The organism is Brevibacillus sp. AF8 (assembly GCF_021270385.1).
Lineage (GTDB): Bacteria > Bacillota > Bacilli > Brevibacillales > Brevibacillaceae > Brevibacillus.
In genome coordinates this window covers 133,633-150,374 of the sequence record NZ_JAGQDN010000001.1, presented here as the reverse complement: position 1 = coordinate 150,374, position 16,742 = coordinate 133,633, and the positions used below count along the sequence as shown (strand labels likewise).

The 16,742-nt window shown below is 45.2% G+C and carries 16 protein-coding genes and 1 riboswitch; of the genes, 1 reads left to right on the top strand and 15 read right to left on the bottom strand.

Annotated features, from left to right (window positions below):
• Window positions 1-18: 18 nt before the first annotated feature.
• Window positions 19-145, bottom strand: a riboswitch (SAM riboswitch).
• A 51-nt stretch (window positions 146-196) separates the two neighbouring features.
• The 15 genes from KB186_RS00535 to KB186_RS00470 all read right to left on the bottom strand — a co-directional run bounded on the left by KB186_RS00535 (window position 197) and on the right by KB186_RS00470 (window position 15,206).
• Window positions 197-985, bottom strand: a complete 789-nt coding sequence (locus KB186_RS00535; RefSeq protein WP_232772868.1) for a sulfite exporter TauE/SafE family protein — start codon at window positions 983-985, stop codon at window positions 197-199.
• Window positions 986-1,015: 30 nt separating this feature from the next.
• Window positions 1,016-2,434 (bottom strand): MBL fold metallo-hydrolase, encoded by a 1,419-nt coding sequence (locus KB186_RS00530; RefSeq protein ID WP_232772867.1) that lies wholly within the window; start codon window positions 2,432-2,434, stop codon window positions 1,016-1,018.
• Between the two features lie 27 nt (window positions 2,435-2,461).
• A complete protein-coding gene (locus tag KB186_RS28220; protein WP_255688264.1) occupies window positions 2,462-2,584 on the bottom strand; it encodes a hypothetical protein in 123 nt (40 codons plus the stop codon).
• Window positions 2,585-2,586: 2 nt separating this feature from the next.
• A complete protein-coding gene (locus KB186_RS00525; RefSeq protein WP_232772866.1) occupies window positions 2,587-3,786 on the bottom strand; it encodes an FAD/NAD(P)-binding oxidoreductase in 1,200 nt (399 codons plus the stop codon).
• 133 nt (window positions 3,787-3,919) lie between these two features.
• The gene (locus tag KB186_RS00520) at window positions 3,920-4,564 is read right to left on the bottom strand and encodes a response regulator (protein WP_173609210.1); all 645 of its coding nucleotides are present in this window, start codon (window positions 4,562-4,564) and stop codon (window positions 3,920-3,922) included.
• The gene (locus KB186_RS00515; protein ID WP_232772865.1) at window positions 4,561-5,634 is read right to left on the bottom strand and encodes a PAS domain-containing sensor histidine kinase; all 1,074 of its coding nucleotides are present in this window, start codon (window positions 5,632-5,634) and stop codon (window positions 4,561-4,563) included. Before KB186_RS00515 ends, KB186_RS00520 begins: the two co-directional genes overlap by 4 nt.
• Before the next feature lie 300 nt (window positions 5,635-5,934).
• Window positions 5,935-7,122 (bottom strand): staphylopine family metallophore export MFS transporter CntE, encoded by a 1,188-nt coding sequence (gene cntE / locus KB186_RS00510; RefSeq protein ID WP_232772864.1) that lies wholly within the window; start codon window positions 7,120-7,122, stop codon window positions 5,935-5,937.
• Window positions 7,123-7,172: 50 nt separating this feature from the next.
• The gene (locus tag KB186_RS00505; protein ID WP_232772863.1) at window positions 7,173-7,916 is read right to left on the bottom strand and encodes an ABC transporter ATP-binding protein; all 744 of its coding nucleotides are present in this window, start codon (window positions 7,914-7,916) and stop codon (window positions 7,173-7,175) included.
• Window positions 7,903-8,724 (bottom strand): staphylopine uptake ABC transporter ATP-binding protein CntD, encoded by an 822-nt coding sequence (cntD, locus tag KB186_RS00500; protein ID WP_232772862.1) that lies wholly within the window; start codon window positions 8,722-8,724, stop codon window positions 7,903-7,905. Before cntD ends, KB186_RS00505 begins: the two co-directional genes overlap by 14 nt.
• Window positions 8,721-9,623: a staphylopine uptake ABC transporter permease subunit CntC gene (cntC, locus tag KB186_RS00495; RefSeq protein ID WP_221866951.1), complete on the bottom strand. Its 903-nt coding sequence runs from the start codon at window positions 9,621-9,623 to the stop codon at window positions 8,721-8,723. The genes cntD and cntC overlap by 4 nt, the downstream gene beginning before the upstream one ends.
• Window positions 9,624-10,556: a nickel/cobalt ABC transporter permease gene (opp1B, locus tag KB186_RS00490; protein ID WP_232772861.1), complete on the bottom strand. Its 933-nt coding sequence runs from the start codon at window positions 10,554-10,556 to the stop codon at window positions 9,624-9,626.
• 22 nt (window positions 10,557-10,578) lie between these two features.
• Window positions 10,579-12,186, bottom strand: coding sequence for a staphylopine-dependent metal ABC transporter substrate-binding lipoprotein (gene cntA / locus KB186_RS00485; RefSeq protein WP_232772860.1), 1,608 nt, complete (start codon window positions 12,184-12,186; stop codon window positions 10,579-10,581).
• Window positions 12,187-12,210: 24 nt separating this feature from the next.
• Complete coding sequence (locus KB186_RS00480; RefSeq protein WP_232772859.1) at window positions 12,211-13,527, bottom strand: opine metallophore biosynthesis dehydrogenase; 1,317 nt, start codon at window positions 13,525-13,527, stop codon at window positions 12,211-12,213.
• 18 nt (window positions 13,528-13,545) lie between these two features.
• A complete protein-coding gene (locus tag KB186_RS00475; RefSeq protein WP_232772858.1) occupies window positions 13,546-14,352 on the bottom strand; it encodes a methyltransferase domain-containing protein in 807 nt (268 codons plus the stop codon).
• Window positions 14,349-15,206, bottom strand: coding sequence for a histidine racemase CntK family protein (locus KB186_RS00470; protein WP_232772857.1), 858 nt, complete (start codon window positions 15,204-15,206; stop codon window positions 14,349-14,351). Before KB186_RS00470 ends, KB186_RS00475 begins: the two co-directional genes overlap by 4 nt.
• A gap of 335 nt (window positions 15,207-15,541) precedes the next feature.
• On the opposite strand from KB186_RS00470, the gene KB186_RS00465 reads away from it, so the two are divergent.
• Window positions 15,542-16,741 carry an MFS transporter gene (locus KB186_RS00465; protein WP_232772856.1) on the top strand — a complete coding sequence of 400 codons (1,200 nt, stop codon included), beginning with the start codon at window positions 15,542-15,544 and terminating at the stop codon, window positions 16,739-16,741.
• The last annotated feature ends 1 nt before the right edge of the window (window position 16,742 follow it).

Here is a 16,742-nt window from a genome sequence, read left to right as displayed (position 1 = left end):
CTTCTTTATTTTAGGATACTTTCATCAATTGGGAAACGAGTTTCAACAAAGAGCAGTTGCTTTATGCAAACTGCTCCTTGTCACCGTAGATTACGAAGGTTGCCGGGTTTCATCGGGCCAGTCCCTCCACCACTCTCGATAAGAATGTTCTATGAAATGTAATTTCATAGAACATTCTTTTATTTTTCTTTATTATTTATGGAAATGCAAGAATGTCGGCCCAAATCTTAATTGTCGTGGCTAGGATCAACAAGGCTAGAATGGTTTGGAGAATCCGGGTGTCCAAACGTTTGCTGACCTTTGTACCGAGCGGCGCTGCCAAGATGCTGGCGAATACCATGATCACGGATGGCCAAAACAATATATCCCCTGCCATCCATTTTCCTATGGTCGATCCAATGGAAGAAAGGAAGGTGATGGCAAGAGAGGAAGCAATCGCAACTCTTATCGGTATCCTAAGGATGATCAACATGATGGGAACCAAAATAAAAGCGCCAGCTGCCCCTACAATTCCAGAGGCACCTCCGACAATCAAAGCGGATAATACAGCTGTTGGCTTATGAAAGATCATCTCGGTCGTCTGTTCACGTTCGTCCATTCGCTTTTTTGGCAGGAACATCAAGATTACAGCAATGGTGGCCAGAATGGCGTAGACGATATTGATGGCATCTGCTGAAAGATATTTTCCTCCATATCCTCCAAGCAAGCTCCCTACAATAATGGCACTTCCCATGTACACAACGAGCTGGTAATGGATAAGCTGATCTTTGCGTAGAGTCCAAACAGCAGCCAGGGTGGCAAAAAATACTTGGACGGCACTTATTCCGGATACTTGGTGAGCTGTGTAAGCAACGAATCCAAGGGCGGGCGGAATGTACAGAAGCATCGGATACTTGATGATGGAGCCCCCGATCCCGACGAGACCAGAGATAAATGATCCCGCGAAACCGATAACAAACAGTGTGATTACGAGGTCGATAGTCATAGGCTCACCCTTGCAACTCCTCGCTTCGTTTTATCCTAGTTCTACGACTGCCAAGCCGTCTCGTTGCCATTTCAATATTCCGCCGCTCAAATTCATCACTTCTTTGAATCCGTTTGCTTTCAGAATGCTGGCGCCAATAGCGGATCGGGCACCGGAACGGCACTGTACAAGAAGTGGCTTCTCGCGAGGAATCTCAACCAGCCGCACGGCGAGTGTACCGAGCATGATGTGCTGTGCATCCGGAATGTGTCCTTCCTTCCACTCAGCCAAATTACGAACATCTACTACGTGAACCTCTCCTTTTTCCACGCGATCTGCAATCTCCAGCGGTGTTACCTCCTCGATTGTCTCGAGCGAAGACGCTTCCCTTTCTATTAACTTGCCGCAGTCGATATATCCTGTGACATGATCAATCCCTACGGAATGCAGGGCTTGCAAAATCTCGTCCAGCTCATCTGGGTTGGCCAGAATGTGAACCGGGCGATTGTAATCGACAATCCAGCCCGCCCAGTTGGCAAATGACTTGTTAAAAGGAATGTGAAGAGTTCCCGCCAGATGCCCCTTCGCAAATTTCTGAAAAGGACGCGTATCGATCAGCTGTCCGTTTTCCACCGATTCCTTGACCGCTTCAAGCGAGTTGAACTCTTGAACAACGGGGAGTTCCTTGAGCAAAGCAGGGCCTTCCTTATTCACGCGCTTCATCACTGCAAAATACGTTGGCGGCTCTGGTTGTCCATCAAGGAGTGCCTGAACGAATTCCTCTTCACTAGAGTGTGACATCGCCCAGTTAAAGAGTTTTTCGTAGCCGACGGTAGAAGACGGCACGGCCCCCAGTGCTTTCCCGCAAGCACTTCCTGCGCCATGAGCTGGCCATACCTGCATATAATCCGGCAGTTGCTTGAATTTTTGGAGGGACTGGAACATGTCTCGTGCACCTGACTCGGACGTACCCTTCATTCCCGCCGCTTTTTCGAGCAAATCCGGTCTGCCGATATCGCCGACAAAGACGAAATCTCCCGTGAAGATCCCGATGGGGCGATCTGCATTCCCTCCATGGTCAGTCAAAAGGAAGGAGATGCTCTCAGGCGTATGGCCAGGCGTATGCATAACTTCAAATAGCAAGTTTCCGATAAAAAAACGATCTCCATCGTGGACAAGCTGATGGTTCAAACCCTCCAAGTATTGATATTTCCAGTCTTCATCGCCCTCATTGGATAAAAACAGCTTCGCTTGGTGAACTGCCCCCAATTCCCTGGCACCAGATACAAAATCAGCGTGTATGTGGGTTTCCGTGGCGGCTACAATGGTAACTCCCTCTTCTTTGGCGACTTGAAAATAAGGAGCCAGATTACGGGCAGGATCGATCACAATCGCCTCCCCGGTTTTTTGGCAGCCAACCAGATAAGATGCATGGGCCAATTTCTCATCAAAAAAGTAACGCAATAACATGGTTCATTCCTCCCTTTACAACATCTCTTATTCGTTTAATTTTCCCACGAGAACTTCGAGAAGCGCCACGGAAACAGATTCGCTTTTACGCTCGGCTCGCACTTTTGCTTCTTGGAAGACAGCCACGCCATACTCTACCTGCGCAGCCACATTTACATCAATCCTTTAAGCATGCCATTCCAATAAAGGATGGGAAGCAGTTCTCTTTTCATCAGGTACATACTGAATCTCTCTTTGGATTGGTCAAAAGGAAAGGTTTCACACGGTGTCAGGTTGTAATCAAATTCGGCTAGCACGAGTTTGTTGTACCCCGTTACGAGTGGGCAGGATGTATAACCGTCATACTTGGCAGCCAAGGGAGTCCCATTGATCAGCGCGAGCAGGTTTTTCTCGACGACTGGTGCCTGTTTGCGAATCGCAGCTCCGGTTTTGGACGTGGGAAGATTCGTGCAATCGCCAATACCGAAAATAGTGGGAAACCTTTTGTGCACAAGTGTAAATGGATCGACATCCACCCAACCTCCTGTGTCTGCCAATGCGCTGTTTGCAATGAAATCGGGCGCTTTCATGGGAGGGGTCACATGAAGCATGTCATACTTCCATACTTCCTGCTCTTTGGTTTCCAGATTCTCGAATACAGCTTCTTTCGTATCCGCCCGCACTTCCAATAGGTTGTGCTTGTATCTCGTTTCGATGTTCTTTCGACGAATGACGTTGTTGAGGGTATTGGCATACGTAGGAACGTCAAAAATACTTCCCTTTGCCGATGCAAAAATGATCTGTGACTGCTTGCGAACTTGGAGCTTGCGAAAGTAGTCATCGGCCAAATACATGATTTTCTGAGGGGCCCCGCCACACTTTACGGGTGAATTCGGGTGGGTAAAAATGGCAGTACCGCCTTTAAAACTCCGGATGGCTTCCCATGTACTTTCAACCGTTTGGTATGCGTAGTTGCTGCAAACACCGTTTTTTCCAACGGCATCCTTCAAGCCCTTTACCCCTTCCCAATCTAGTTGCAGACCGGCTGCAACAACGAGGTAGTCATAGGAAAAGACGGCCCCCTGTTTCGTATGAAGCGTATGTTGTTCTGGTTGAAACATGGTGACCGCATCGCAAATCCAGTCGACGCCTGCGGGAATCAGTGCAGACAGATCACGCTCGGATTTCTCCTTTTTTGCAGCACCACCTCCGACTAATGTCCACAAAGGCTGATAATAATGCTTGGATGCGGGATCGATGATGGCGACTTGTCCTCTGAGCCTTTTGGAAGCCCGGACGAGACGGGCAGCAACAGAGATACCGGCTGAGCCTGCTCCCACGATGACAACCGTATAGTGTACTTGTTTTGCCATAGTTCCTCCTTCGACGACGATATGGTTTCCAAGTGTACGATGATGGTTCTTGAGGTGTAGTCTCTCTATTCAGTTTATTCGCCTGTCCTTTTTTCCATATAGGGGAAGTCCCCTACTTTTTGATCTATGCAAATTAAAATGCCAAATCGAGATATCTATTTTTTATGGCGTATTGGATCAATTGATGCTTAGAATCCAGTCCTAGTTTCTGCATGATATTCGTTTTATGGTTCTCCACAGTTTTGACACTGATCAACAGCTTATCTGCTATTTCCTTATTGGTATAGCCAAGCACAATGAGTCTGACTAGCTCCTTTTCACGTAGCGTTAAAACAGAAGGTATCGTTTTGGCATCCGATTTCAGCCATAGATTAATGATCTCTTGCGATACAGAAGTCTTGTAAAAGCGCTTGCCTCTGTAAACCTCCACAATGGCTTGATACAGCAGCTCTCCATGGCTGTTTTTTAAAATGTATCCATGGGCTCCGACGGTGATGGCTTTCTGGACAAAAATCTCCTCGTCATGCATAGTCAAGATGACGATTTTCGCGAAAGAATTCGACTTGCGAATCTCATTGCTCGCGGTAAACCCATCCAGCCCATTCGGCAATGACAAATCCATGAGCACTACATCGGGTTTTAGCTCATTGGCTTTCAGGATGGCATCATTGCCTGTGTGACTCTCTCCGACAATTTTAATTTGAGAGTAACTTTCGAGAAGCACACGCAATCCCTTCCGAATCATCGTGTGATCATCAACCAAAAGCACCCGTATCACTCTACTCCCCCTCCCTGTCCTACTACCGTTACCTTGATCGAAGTACCTTCGTGAAGCACGGATTGAATCTGAAGAGTCCCCTCCATTTGATCCACTCGTTCTTCCATATGTTTGAGGCCCAGACCAACTTGAACCTGATCGCGCACAAATCCAATTCCATTGTCCTGAATCAGCAAAGTCAGTAGGTCGTCCTCCTTGTACAAGATCACCTCAATGAGTGTCGCCTTCGCGTACTTCAGTGCATTATGTAAGCTTTCCTGGATGACACGGTACAGATTGATTTCCAAGTTTGGCTGAAAATGATCACTGACATTACTGTAGGAAAAGGTAATGGAAACATCCTGATGTGCTTTGTTCAAGCTGGAAACCAGATGCCGTACCGTAGGAATCAGACCCAGTTGATCGAGACTATGCGGACGCAGCTGTAAAGAATACAGCTTGACGTCTTGTATCGCTTTTTCCAGCTCATTTACGATCTCTTGCATGAAGTCCCGGAATTGTCCTTTCTCGTTGAGGTGCGCTTGAATCGCTTGAATGCCTACCGAAACGGAATACAAGGATTGTCCTACGCCGTCGTGCAGCTCACGGGCCAGGCGCTTATGTTCATTTTCTTGAGCTTCTAGCGTTTTTTGCAGCACCTGCTTGGAGATTCTGACCTCCTCCTCTTTTTTCTTGACCGTCATATCTTTTAAAACTAATAGGACATCCTGCATGTTTTGTTCACCATTTTCATAGATGACAGCCGTGCTCATCTCCATGTCTACGTACCGTCCTTCATAGGTAGGCATCGCAGAAAGAAAATAGGGAACCTCCCGTTTGGCGAGCAAATAACATCGTTCTTCTCCCGGTTCCAACTCTCTGTTTTGGCAGTAGGAGCAGAACGGGACCTTTTCTCCTCGTTTCCAACCGGTCATTTTCTCTGCGGATGGGTTCATTACCATGATTTTTCGTTCCTGATCCATGAGAATAATCCCGTCCTGCAAGTGGTCGAAGATTTGTTTCAGATATCCGTTATCCATCGCCTTTCCTTCATCGCCAGAGCGTTCAAAACAAGTCGGACTTTGATCCATTATTGGTCCTCCATACTGAAAGATATTGGGATCATTTCCCCTATGACCCAATCGTAAAAGACGGGGAGCACCTTTCAAATAGGTACCTTCCCCTATCTTTTGTGACGCTAAATGATGGTTAAATAGATACTGTGCTGTACTTCGCATCTGCGTATGAAAAAGCCGAGTAAACGCTAGGTATCATCTCCTAACATGTACTCGGCTTGCCACCTGAATATTTTCCTCCGTGCCCAAAGACGATCTACGGATAACCGTTTTCTTGCTTACACGATTGAGCTTCAGCAATGAACATCATCGGTTTTATCGTAATCCAACAGAAGCTTTGCTTCGTTCATAGGCAAAAATGATCATCGTCACACCTAAGATTGCACAAATCATATACATAAAGGAATAAGAGAAATGATCAGCAACTGGCCCCATGATGACTCCTCCCAGAGAAACACCCAAATCGGCCATAGCTATGAATAACCCGATTAACACATTGCGATCCGTCTTTGGTAGAACAAATGTCAAATACGTCGTTAACGTTGGATAAAGAAGGGCTTGAGCAATTCCCATTAATATGGCCCCTACGTAGAGAAAGGCTGCTCCACCCACGCTAGAAAAGCTTACACTTAACGCCGCTACCGCAAGAATGAGCATAATTCCCATCATAAACGAGGAACGCCACTTGCCGTCTGATGGAATTTTTTTTCTCAACACAAACCGTGATAATACGACGGTACCCGCTTGAAGCATCAGGAAAATTCCCGCATTCCCGTAGTTGATTTGTACAGCGTACAGCGGTATAAAGGTTGTCACAGCTCCAAATATAATGGATGCCGCCAGCATCAGGACGCTGCATTTACATAAATACGGGTTTTTGACCAATTGGCTCACGGAACCAAGCATGGTTGCTCCCTGTTCAGTCTGACTCGGAGCAGGCTCAGCTACTTTTTTGTCGATGCTGGCGCTATAACCCACCACTCCTGTAAGGATCGCAATGGTGACCATGGCAACTGTAAAATAAGAACTATCCCCCGCTTGCCAGATGCCTAAAGCGAGTAGAGGGCCAAAAATACCAGGCAAATAAGCACATAAGGAATACAGAGAGATCCCTTGTGAACGATCTTTGTCCGGCAACGCATCAATAATCCCCAGCTGTAAGGCCATGGAGAAAAAAGCGGTACACATCCCTTGCAGAATACGGGCAACAATAAAACCCTCTAATTCAGTGAACGTATATAAAATGAGAGCCGCTCCATTGAAAATAAGAATCGTGCGGAGCACTTTGATTGGTCCATGTTTTTGGATGATATGGCCTGCCCACGGCCGAAAAAACATGGTTGTAAACAGATACGCTCCCATAACGACTCCAATTGTTGTATTGGTCGCACCCAACTCTGCACCCTTTAACGGAATAATGACATTCAGAATAGAGTTCGCACTAAAATACAAAAGAGTCAATATGTATAAACGTAAAAATGACCAAGACAGAGCCCCTCTCATAGCTCTTGCTCCTTCCTCTGATCCTCTGCTCACTCTTATTGCCAATTCCTTTAAGCAATAGTCATTTGCAGCAGTTTCCTCGTATAGGCGGATTGAACATCTTTTAAGTCTTCAACCCTCACAATCTCTTCGATCTCACCATTTCGTATGATCATGACTCTGTCGCAAATATAGGCGGCAGCCTGTATATCATGAGTGATGAAGATATAGCCAATCTTGTAACGTTTTCTCAAATCTTTTAGTAATTCAAGCACTTGCATTTGCACAGACCCATCCAATGAACTGATTGCTTCATCGAATAGAATGCATCTCGGTTCCGTGGAAATGGCTCTCGCTATGCATACCCTCTGAGCCTCCCCCCCTGATAGCTCATGAGGATATTTCTTTCGATAGGAAGGATCCAACCCTACTTGACTTAATAAATGATCAATCTCGCTTCGAACATCTTTTCGTCCCCTTCTTTTCATTTGCAAAGGCTCCCGAATGGCGTCCTCAATCGTATATAATGGATTGATCGAAGAAGTGTAATCTTGAAAAACAGCGCTGATATTCCCTGTTCTTACTTTTCGATCCTCTACTTTTTTGCCCTCAAACAAGATGGTACCTCGATCAGGCTTTTCTATCCCCAGGAGCAATCTTCCTAATGTCGATTTACCACTTCCGCTTTCTCCGATGATGCCGAGACACTCCCCAGACTTGCATTCGAAGCTAATGTTACTCAACACTTGCTCTCTTTCCCTTGAGAACAATCCGCCTTTTCTGTATGATTTCTCAACACACTCAACGCTCAGCAATACTAACTCCTCCCATGACCCTCTTAAAATGTTGATTCATCGCCAGCTTCGTGGAGAGCAAGTAACGGGTATAGGTATGCTGCGGTTCATAGAAAATGGCTTGTGTCGTCCCGTTTTCAACAATTTCTCCTTCTTTCATGACGAGAACCTCATCTGCCATTAATTTGACAATCCCTAAATCGTGAGAGATGAAGATCATGGAGCAGCCCATTCGATCGCGCAATTGCAGGAACTGTTCAACCACTTCGAACTGCGAGATTGTATCAAGTGCTGTCGTGGGTTCATCCGCAATCAGAATGTCAGGCTCCAATACGATAGCCAGCGCAATCATGACCCGCTGCAGCGTTCCACCCGACAACTGGTGGGGATACTTATTCATTACCTCTATCGGGTCTTTCAGCATGACGCTTTCCATGGCATTTTTCATTTTGGTTGTAATTTCGTCACGGCTCCATCCAAAATGCTCCACTAGCGTTTCCTTTAAATGAACGCCCACCACGCAAGAGGGATCAAAGGCACGCATGCCATTCTGTAAAATCATGTAAATCTGCTTTCCCCTCTTTTTCCTCATCTCCTGTTCTGAGAGCTCCATGAGGTTTTCTCCTCGTAATAGAATGTCTCCCGATTGGCGAAGCCCGGCCTTATTCAATCTCATGATGGCCTTGCACGTAACCGACTTCCCGCTTCCACTTTCTCCTACAATGGCCAGACAGCTTCCCTGCTTCACATGAAAGGAACTGTTTGGAACGATCACTCGATCATTGCGGCTGTCCCAGATTTTCAGGTTATTTACCTCCAAAATGTTCATCTTCCGGTTGCCACCCCTTTTCCTTCGAGCTTCACGGCAGAGGCTCTTATTAACCCTTGCTGGTTATAGGTAGAAGTCATCAATTTGGGATCTAAAGCAACTTGAAGCGTATCAGACAAATAGTTAATGGCCGATACGACGATCACGATGGTCAAACCGGGAGCTAGCATGAATTCCGGGCGGGCAAACATGACGTCTCTCGCTTCATTCAACATCATGCCCCACTCTGCTTCCGGTGCTTGAATGCCTAAACCGAGGAAAGAGAATCCCGATATTTGCAAAATCATCGAACCGAAGGAGCTGCTTGAAATGACAGCAATGTCGGGCAATGCAACCGGAATCATGTGCCTGATCATGATTCCCATATTGCTTGCGCCGATTGCCTTTGAGAATTTTACATAGTCGGATTCCGCATATTGCATGACTGACGCTCTGATGATTCGAGCAAACCACGCCCATTTCATCAATACAAAGGCGATGATTACATTTTCAAAGCCTACTCCCAAAATGCCGATAATCGCCAGGGTCATGACATATCCCGGAAAAGAAAGGATCACATCGCAAACACGCATCAAGAAGGCATCTGTTTTTCCACGAAAGTAACCCGCAAGAACCCCTACAATTGACCCAATCAATACAGATAGGAGCAGCGCAGCGAAGACCCATAGCATGCTGGGACGAATCGCGTAAATGAGTCTGGATAAAACGCATCGCCCTAAGTGGTCGTTGCCCAAGAGATACTCCCATGATGCGGATGCAAATCGAAGCTCCATATGTACTTCTGCGGGATCATGCGGTGCAACGAAAGGTGCAAATATCCCAGCCATTGCTGTAAGCGAGATAACGGATAAGGATAGGACAGCAACCTTGTCTTTCCACACATTTTGTAATCGATTCATCTATAGACCATCCCTTATTTTGGGTTTCAATGCCGCATTGATGATGTCGGAAACGGTGTTGAACAGAATAAAAGCGACTGCCAACACAAGGACATAGGCTTGAATGATTGGAAAATCCCTGCTTAAAATGGATTTGACACTTAGCGTGCCGAGTCCCGGCCAAGCAAAGATGTTTTCCACGACGACTGTGCTTCCCAAAATAATGGGAATCGCCATGCAAAATACAGAAATGGCCACCTGCAATGAATTTCTGAGAATGTGCATCGTGATCTTTTTCTCCGATAAGCCGCATGCCCTTGCGTAGAGAACATAGTCTTCATTCATGTTGCTTAACATGGAACTTCTGATGATTCGAAAATAGATGCCAGCATAGCTGATTGTAATCACAACAACGGGCAATACATAGCTTTTGTACGACTCCATTCCGCTTGTCGGAAGCAAATCCAGCTTGACGGAAAAATACCAGATCAGCAGAGCGGCGAGCCAATAGGACGGCATCGATGTCAGGAAAAATGAAACGCCTCTGACTGATTTGTCCACCCATTTGCCTGCGTTCAATGCGCATGCCACTCCCAAAACGATGGACAGCGAAACGATGGCAAAGGCCGAAACCAACGTCAGCTTTAATGTGTGGAAAAAGGCTGGTCCTAGCATAGACCACACGGGTTTTCCCGTTATGTATGAATCTCCAAAATCAAGCTGCAAGCATGAAGCAACCCAGTTTAGGTACCGGGTCAAAAAGGGTTGGTCCATCCCAAGTTTCGCTCTGGTTTGCGCAAGTAACTCATCCGTTATTGTGGGGATGCCTTGCGAATGCAGGACCACTTCGGCAGGATCCATGGGAGATAGATGAATGAAAGAAAACGTTACAAACGATACGATCAGGACCAAAGGAATCGATAGCATGAACCTTTTGATGATATAGCTACCCATGGCACGCTCCTTTTTTCCGTATTTATTCAAAGTACATCCGCTCAAATGGAAGCTCGAATTGCGTTTGCTTAAACGAGATACCCTGCAGGTTTTTGGGAGCCAGGATCGTGACTCTTCCATTCGTAATCGGAATAAATACGGCTTCCTCATGGACCATGGTCAAAATATCGGTATATAACGATTTTCTATGTTCCTCATCAGTCGTCACCATGACTTCTTCTATTTTTTTATAGAGCTCATCAGCTTGCGCGATGCCTCTTGTCGAATGGTAATAGGAAGACTTGGAGGTAAAAGCAGCGATTGTGCTCTGCGGATCATACGCGAGTCCCCATGTTTGATTAAAAAGCAGGTCATAGTCACCTGTAGACCTTCTGTTCGCAATCGAAGATGACTCCTCGCCAATAATCTCCAGATGAACCCCAATCCTTTTTACCGTATTTTGAATCAATTCAGCCTGCGTTTTTTGCGTGGACGAATTTACATCATAATAGAGCTTCACTGTTAATAGCTTTCCGTTTTTCGTTCTGAATTCGCCCGCATTCCCGATAACCCAGCCTGCCTCCTCCAAAATCTTCTTCGCTTTTTCCAAATCGTACCCCCGCTTCTCTAATTTCACGTTGGCGTAATTCACATTCGAAGAGAAAAGGGTATACGCTGGTTGTTCCGTGCCTTCAAATATTTGTTTGCTGATGGTCTCTCTGTCAATCGCATGCCAAAACGCTACGCGTACAGCCTTTTCATATACAGGGCTCTCTGTTTTGCTGCTATTGGCGACAATTATGCCTGTGTTCATTGGTTGACTGCGAATGATTTGGTGTTCACCTGATTCAACAAATTGATTCATGGCTGCCACATCGAGACTATTAGCTCCTCGATCATCCGTAAATAAAACGTTGACTTCTCCCTTTTGCAGTGCCAAGAAAGTAGTTTCTCCTGCGGGAAGTACTTTGGCTGTGATTTTCTTCACTTTAGGTGGGCCACCCCAATAATTTTCATTCGTTTCAAATACGGCATACTGGTCGACTTTATGCTCAGTGAGCTTATAGGGACCCGTTCCGTTATAACCACTAACACCATCTTTGGTTCCCCCGTTCACAAAATTTTTAGGCGAGATGAATACATAAGGTCTTGTCATCGACAATTCGACCAGAGTCGGGTAGTACGGTTCGGATAAGACCAGTTCAACCGTATACTCATCGAGTACATTGCAGGCCACGATCTTTGTTGATAGCTTGATCCAGGAATGCTTGCTTGCATTGCTTTGCACCGCTTCGATATTCTTTTTTACTGCTTCCGCATTAAACAGCTCTCCATCATGAAACGTCACGTTTTTTCTCAAATGAAACGTGTACACTTTTCCATCTTCGGAAACTTCCCAAGATTCAGCCAACGAAGGTTTGATCCCATCTTCTGTATTTTCCACCAACGATTCGTACACCATCCCTTGAGCTGGCATGGAGCCGGAATAAAAATGTGGGTTCATATCGTTAATATCTTTCGAAGTGGCATACACGATCTCTTTCCCTTTATTGGTTGACTCCGTTTTTTCCATATCACCGTTACTGCAGCCAACCAGCAGAACGACGGAGACCATGAAAGTCCTTAATAAAGATCCCATTCTTCTTGTCATACCATTTCCTCCAGAAAATACGTGTTAGTATGGTTTCTTTGATCCGATACCCTTTTCGATCTCACTACATATCATTTTCAAATCTTCTGCAAAGCTTTGCACAACGAACGCATCCGATAACTGTTCACCCTTACGTGTTCGCGCAGCTTCCGAAATTTTACTCTCGTACGTTTCAATGAATGTATCAATTGTCGGGCAGCTGATATCTATGTATCTTGCAATGCCCTGAATCATTTTTATCCGATAGTAATCTTCCTTTGGCATGCGCGGGATATCCCAATACCCTTCTTTATTCATAAATATTTTCTGGATGGGGACAGCAGAAAAATCGAAGTATTTACCATCTGAATCTGGCTCCGAAAAAGGATCAATCAACAGTGAGGTATATCGAATGAACAATAAATACTCTTGATGAATCGTTTCATACTGAACGAAGTTTTCGATATCATCACGTGATAGACTTTCCAGCCTGACCGGATAGTTGTCATCTGTCATGAACTTTAGCAAATTGAGCCCTTTTATATTGAGCTTTTCCACCACTTTGGTAATCTCTTTCCATTGAGCCAGCATATCGCGTATGAGATATTGCGTGATGGGGCCCTCTGGAAACATTTTGTATACGTACTTTTTGATTGGTTCCTCTCCAAATATCACACGAAGGGAGAAAGCATTCATAAACAGTGGCGGATGCACGTATAGCGATATGTTTCGCGTTTCCGCTTCGATCGGAGAGTCCATGACTTCCAACTGAATACCTAATTGCTCAAATAACTCACAAAGTCTTTTTACATTCGGGGAGAAAGAGCGCGTCGAGCCGATGTAAAGCTTTTTCTTAACCCCTGTCGTAATCACTCGATTTGAAGGCTTATCATGGAACCAGCGTGTATCACCAAGGTATGTAGAAAAACTGATAATCTCCGCATTCGAACCAATCCTGTTTAAATAATGGCGTAGTAAACTGTTGGAACCAAAGGTGGGAGAAACCAAAACCATGCACGTTATTCGTTGTAAAACCTGATCATTTATTTGTTGTAAAACCTCTGTATATGCATCTGTTGTGACAGATAATATGAAGGTATCCCATTCCCCTGTAACGCTCCCGTATCCATGGAATACATGATCGATTTGGCATTCGCCTTCCATCTTTTGATGCTTTTCATTTTGAATATCTGCGCGAATTTGCTGACTGCTTTGCTTAAGTGCAGTAAAGAATGATTTGGAACGAACAGACTCACGCCCAACGACCCCGACGCAACAATTCCAATGTTTTTTAAGCATGACAGCCATTTGAATGGAAGCAGGACCTGTTCCCAATAGCAAGATTCGTTTCATATCACCCATAGAAACCTCCTTTTAAGATCAGCATGCAGCCGATGCTTTTTTGTACAACGCGATATCAAATACATGCTCGGGACGCAAGATGGTTTCAATCAGCCTCCATTTCCGCTGATCTACCTCTCTCATCGGGTAGTTAAAAAGGGATTTCATTTGATTGCCGTATCGCATCGCCACGATCACTTGGTCATTTGTCAATGGATGTAATTGTTCCAGGAGATCATACTTATTTGCAACCGTTGAACTAAAGATGATATGGGTTGCATCCTTCGTCATATCAAGTCGTTCCACAAACTCTTTCTCCAAGCGGATAGACAATCCACTTCCCAGCCTTTCTACAACACTCCGTCCTAGTTCGATGGCCTCCTCATCAATGTCGATACCAACTACTTCTGCTCCAGTCCGCTTCGCAATCAATAATGGCGTCATGGGAAAGGAACCTGAGCCTACCATCAACACCTTTGAATCAACAGTAACTTGAAAACTCCCAAATTCTTCTTCAATACAAGATTCTATGTTCTGAAAGTAGTCGGTCTTGTCGTCAATCCCTTTTAGCAGCTTCAGCGCACGATATTTCTCCATAATCGCAACGCAAATCGCCGACGATTTCCTTACATTCTCCACAAGCTGGTTCAATTGGTTTACGATTGGCTGTTCTATCTGCTCCCAGGCCTCTTTGTTTCTTTCATCCGTTATGAAAGTAGAATACTCATCGATGATCTTCTCTAACTCCGAGCTGTAATGGATGGTACCGTCATATCGATCGGCTAAATGGGTGAACCTTTCAAGAAATGCAGTCAACTGTTGATGCAACTGTTCTGGTCTATTCATTCCGTTCTCCCCTTGCTATCTTGAATCTCGATGAATGCTTTGCCTTGTGCCACGATTCCGACTGCACCCTCTATTTTGAGACTTGTTACTTCTTCTTTTTGCCAAGAGGCCGTTACATGAATCGTGCCTCCCGGTTGCCTAATGTGAGCAGCGATATCGCCTTGCTTTTTCCAAGCCAGATAGGCCCCAAGTGAAGCAGTACCTGACCCACAGCCGTTTTCCCAGATCATGCTATCTAATGACGGAACAAAGATAAGTGGAGCCAATTCATTCGAAGCTGGCTGATACAATAGCACCCCGATTAAACTCAACCCTACTGTTACTCCAAGCAGCTTGGCTAAAGATTCCGCACGTTTTCTTACCGCCTCACTGAACTGGTCTACTTCAATCACGATGTGAAAGAAATCTTGATACCTCACAATCACCATGTTTATTTCATCGCCATCATAGTTGATTGACTGCTGCTCGATCTTTTTGGGAAGAGGCATCGAAACTTGACAGTAATATTCGTCTTTAATTCTTTTCACTTGACAAACAACGAAATGATCTGTGCCGGAAGCTTCCAAAACAATTTCGGTCAAATCATGATGCTGTAGACCATTTTCATGCGCGATAAGCAACGCTAATGCCATGCATGCGTTGCCGCAAAACTCACCCCCAGCCATTTGTAGATGTGCTGCTGCTCCATGATTATTCGGTTTTTCAATAAAACCCACTTGTTCAGCATGGACACTAGCGTAGGACATCATTTTTGAGGCGATGTGCGTATACTCTTCAGCTGGATGATTGTTTTTCACAAGAATGGTCATATTTTGTGTGGGATTAAACTTTATAAAATCGATTTCCCGTTTCATCTCAACCTACCCTCTTACCATATTTTTGATGAAAAGCTAATGACCTTAGATTAACCGTAATCATTACGATTTAACACTCAAAAAAATAAACCGTAATGATTACGATTATTATCGAGTAAATCATAACCACAATTTGGGTGTCTGTCAACGGTAGACTTGTCGTTCTTTATTCCTTTTCTCGAACTCGATCACCCTTCCAGGGATGCGCTCTAGTATTTTCTAGTAGGATTTTTGCATTTATACAAGAAGAATACCTTGACTTAACAAAGTGGAACAGGTAATCTTTACCCGCACCACAAACGGATTTTATCGTACAGAAAGGTTGTATTGACTTCATGGCGTTATCTCAAACTAGTATCAAGAAACAGGTCAACAAGGAAAAGTCTTCTATCTCATTGCTCTCTCTTACCGTCGGTTCTTTTGCCATTGGGATGACGGAATTTGTCATTATGGGGCTTTTGCCGAATGTTGCAGAGGATTTGAATGTCAGTATTTCATCTGCGGGACAACTCATTACCATGTATGCTCTGGGGGTAGCCGTCGGCGCACCGATCCTGACAGTCCTCACCCATCGGATTCCCCAAAAGAAGCTACTCTGTCTCCTTATGATTCTATTTATTCTCGGGAACGGAATCTCTGTGTTTGCTCCCAACTACGAAATATTGATGGGAGCACGCCTGATCACCGCTTTGACGCACGGGACGTTCTTTGGGGTTGGGGCTGTTGTAGCCTCCAGTCTTGTAAGTCCTGACAAACGTGCCGCAGCCGTTTCCATTATGATGGCAGGTCTGACGATTGCTAATATTATTGGTGTGCCTCTGGGGACTTTCATTGGTCAACACATGGGATGGCGGGCCTCATTTGGCTCTATTGCGATCATGGGAATGATAGCACTGATCGGAATACTCATTTTCGTCCCAAACATCCGGCAAGAAAATACGGGGAGTATCACTGGGCAAATTACTGCCCTACTCAAGCCGAAGCTTCTTCTATACCTTTTGATCGGAGCGCTAGGCAATGCAGGTTTATTCACCGTATTTACGTATATAACGCCACTGCTGACGCAAATTACCGGTTTTGCTGAGTATCATGTAACGTGGATTCTTGTCCTCTTCGGCTGTGGTGTGACCATCGGCAATATCGTGGGCGGAAAGCTTGCGGATTGGAAGCTGATGCCGTCCATTCTCGGACTTTACTTAATAATATGCATCATTCTGACGCTGTTTACGTTTACCCTGTATAGTCCCATAGCTGCCGTATTGACCATCTTTCTTTGGGGAGCTGCTTCTTTCGCTGTATTTCCAGGGCTGCAAGTACGGGTGATGAATCTCGCTCAGAATGCACCAGCACTTGCTTCTACCTCCAGTCATTCTGCCGGAAATCTAGGAAATGCTACTGGCGCTTTCATTGGTGGATGGGTGATTACACATCTTGATATAACCTCCCTCCCATGGGTCGGTGCGATGCTCGTAGGACTGGGTCTGATTTTGGGAATCGCATCCTATCTGGTTGAACGCAAGCCGCAACAAAGTTGAA

Excerpts from the sequence above, each read along its gene's own strand:
- KB186_RS00535 (WP_232772868.1), bottom strand. The coding sequence starts at position 985 with ATGACTATCGACCTCGTAATCACACTGTTTGTTATCGGTTTCGCGGGA.
- KB186_RS00530 (WP_232772867.1), bottom strand. The coding sequence starts at position 2,434 with ATGTTATTGCGTTACTTTTTTGATGAGAAATTGGCCCATGCATCTTAT.
- KB186_RS00525 (WP_232772866.1), bottom strand. The coding sequence starts at position 3,786 with ATGGCAAAACAAGTACACTATACGGTTGTCATCGTGGGAGCAGGCTCA.
- KB186_RS00515 (WP_232772865.1), bottom strand. The coding sequence starts at position 5,634 with ATGGATCAAAGTCCGACTTGTTTTGAACGCTCTGGCGATGAAGGAAAG.
- cntE (WP_232772864.1), bottom strand. The coding sequence starts at position 7,122 with ATGAGAGGGGCTCTGTCTTGGTCATTTTTACGTTTATACATATTGACT.
- cntD (WP_232772862.1), bottom strand. The coding sequence starts at position 8,724 with ATGAACATTTTGGAGGTAAATAACCTGAAAATCTGGGACAGCCGCAAT.
- cntC (WP_221866951.1), bottom strand. The coding sequence starts at position 9,623 with ATGAATCGATTACAAAATGTGTGGAAAGACAAGGTTGCTGTCCTATCC.
- opp1B (WP_232772861.1), bottom strand. The coding sequence starts at position 10,556 with ATGGGTAGCTATATCATCAAAAGGTTCATGCTATCGATTCCTTTGGTC.
- cntA (WP_232772860.1), bottom strand. The coding sequence starts at position 12,186 with ATGACAAGAAGAATGGGATCTTTATTAAGGACTTTCATGGTCTCCGTC.
- KB186_RS00480 (WP_232772859.1), bottom strand. The coding sequence starts at position 13,527 with ATGGGTGATATGAAACGAATCTTGCTATTGGGAACAGGTCCTGCTTCC.
- KB186_RS00475 (WP_232772858.1), bottom strand. The coding sequence starts at position 14,352 with ATGAATAGACCAGAACAGTTGCATCAACAGTTGACTGCATTTCTTGAA.
- KB186_RS00470 (WP_232772857.1), bottom strand. The coding sequence starts at position 15,206 with ATGAAACGGGAAATCGATTTTATAAAGTTTAATCCCACACAAAATATG.
- KB186_RS00465 (WP_232772856.1), top strand. The coding sequence starts at position 15,542 with ATGGCGTTATCTCAAACTAGTATCAAGAAACAGGTCAACAAGGAAAAG.